The organism is Azospirillum sp. B506, assembly GCF_000333595.1.
Taxonomy (GTDB): Bacteria; Pseudomonadota; Alphaproteobacteria; order Azospirillales; family Azospirillaceae; genus Azospirillum.
Genome location: NZ_BADK01000276.1, coordinates 1 through 2,560 on the forward strand (window position 1 = coordinate 1; position 2,560 = coordinate 2,560).

The 2,560-nt window shown below is 70.0% G+C and carries 1 protein-coding gene; it reads right to left on the bottom strand.

Translation table 11 applies throughout. The features are described 5' to 3' along the window. Window positions 1-2,560: malto-oligosyltrehalose trehalohydrolase (treZ, locus tag I71_RS08800; protein WP_244433719.1), on the bottom strand; the 2,560-nt coding region annotated here is incomplete at both ends.

Here is a 2,560-nt window from a genome sequence, read left to right on the forward strand (position 1 = left end):
GGTGCCGTGGGGCAGGGTGACCGGCACGGTGACCGCCTCGCCCGCCCGGCGGACCACCGCCGGCGGCAGGGCGCGGCCATACTCCTCCTCGTCCAGCCGGTCGAGATGGGCGAGCGCGGCGGCTTCGTCCCCCGCCTCCACCCCCATGGCCGATAACAGGGCGCGGACGGTGTCCTCGCTGGCCGTCACGGTTTCCCCGGCAGCGTTGTCGAAGGAGCGCTCCACCCCCATGCGGTCCGCCAGCCGGTCGAGAGCGGAGGCTTCCTCCAGCCACAGCACCACCGACCAGGGGCCGAGCGTGTCGCCGGTCAGCCCGGCCCCTTCGGTCCACAACACGCGCCCCGACGCTTCCGGGAAGCCAACTGCCGGCGTGTCGGCCAGATTGGCGAAGGCATGCAGCCGGCTGCCGTCGCCCAGCCTCCAGCAGACGGTCAGGCCGGTCTTGCCGACCACGCCATGGCTGGATGCCCCGCCGGGAACGCCGTCCAGACGCGGCACGATCTCCGCCCGCCGCAACGCGAGCGCCCGGCAATACCAGTCGAGCCAGTCGGCATGCTCCGCCTGTTCGCGGGCCTCCCAATCCAGCTTGGCCGACTCCGCGGTCTCCGGCGCCGTGGGGTCGGGGATGCGGGCGCGGGCCTCGGGGTCCTGGAATTCGGGGAATTTAGCGAACTCCTCCGCCCGGCCCTTGCGTACCGCTTCGGCCAATTCCTCGCCAAAGTCGCAGAAGAAGGGGAATGGCCTGGCCGAGGCCCATTCCTCGCCCATGAACAGCATGGGAATGCCGGGACCAAGCAGATAGAGGATGGTGGCCGCCCGCACGGCGTCGGCCTTGGCGATGTGGGCGATGCGCTCGCCGAAGGCGCGGTTGCCGATCTGGTCGTGGTTCTGGATGAAGGTGACGAAGGCGGTTGGCGGCAGATGGGCCGACGGTTCCCCGCGCGGCTCGCCGTCGCGATAGGCCGACGGATCGCCCTGGAAGGCAAAGCCTTCCGCCAGTGCGCGGCCCCACTTTGCCGGATCATGGGCATAGTCGGCGTAGTAGCCGCCATCCTCGCCGGTCGCCGCACTGTGCAGGCAGTGGTGCAGGTCGTCGTTCCACTGGGCGGAGTGCCAGCGCGGATCGCCCTCGCGGTGGCGGGCCAGGAAGCGCGCCTGGTTGGCATCGTTCTCCAGCACCAGATGGACATGGCGCTGGTTCTGGAAATGGCTGAGCACGCGCTCCGCCAGTTCCTTCAGAAAATGGCGGTCGCTGTCGTCGATGATGGCGTGGACCGCATCCAGCCGCAGCCCGTCGAGGTGGAATTCCTCCAACCAATAGAGCGCGTTGTGGACGAAGAAGTCGCGCACCGGTCCGCTGCGCCCGCCATCGACATTGATCGCCGCTCCCCAGGGAGTCTTGTGACGGTCGGTGAAGAAGCTGCCGGCGAAGGCGTGGAGATAATTCCCCTCCGGCCCGAAATGGTTGTAGACGACATCGAGGAAAACCATCAGTCCGCGGGCATGGGCCTCCTGCACCAGACTCTTCAGATCCTCCGGCCGGCCATAGGCGCTGTCGGGAGCGAAGGGCAGCACGCCGTCATAGCCCCAGTTGCGGCTGCCGGGGAAATCGGCCACCGGCATCAGCTCGATCGCGGTGACGCCCAGCTCGGCCAGATCGTCCAGCCGCTCGATGGCGGACAGGAAGGTGCCGCCGGGCGTGAAGGTGCCCACATGCAGTTCGTACAGCACCGTCTCGTGCCAGGGCCGGCCGGTCCAGGCGGCGTCGGTCCAGGCATGGACGCCGGGGTCAATCACCTCGGACAGGCCATGCACGTCGTCCGGCTGGAAGCGGGAGGCCGGGTCCGGCACCGCCAGCCCGTCCGGCAGGACGAAGCGGTAGCGGCTGCCAGCCTGCGCCCGTGCGGTGGTCAGACTGAACCAGCCGTCACCCTGGCCCTCCATCGCCACCGGCTGCCCACCGTCGTCGAGCGACAGCAGGACCGACGCGACCGACGGCGCCCAGAGGGAGAAGCGGACGGAGCCGTCGGCCTGCACCTCCGCACCGAAGGGCATGGCATGGCGGCGGCGGCGTTCGTCCACCGGGGCGATGCGGTCACGGTCACGGCTGGCGATCTCCGGACCGGCATCGGCGCGGATGATGGCGGTGACACCGGCCAACGGGATCGCCACCCAGCCCGGCCGGTTGGCAAGCTCGTAGCCGACCTCGTACAGCGCCTTCTCCAGCAGGAACAGCTTCAGCAGGGCAGGAGCCGCCTGCGGATCGCGCGGGAAGCCGGGGCAGTCGCCGATGGCGCCGCGATAGCCGTCGAGGAAGGCGGCCGACGCCGCCCCTTCCCACCAGGACAGCCAGGCGGTGCGGGCATCGCGCGACGGGCCGTCGAGGTCGGACGGCACCGCGTCGCGTGCCATGGCGGCGGCATAGGCGATGGAGCGCAACATGCCGGCGACATCGCGCAGGATGCAGTGCTTGGCCCGCCGTTCGGCCAGCGGACGCATCGGCTCGCCTTCGAAATCGACGATCTGCACGTCGCCGCGCGACACCAGCACCGCCCCAAAG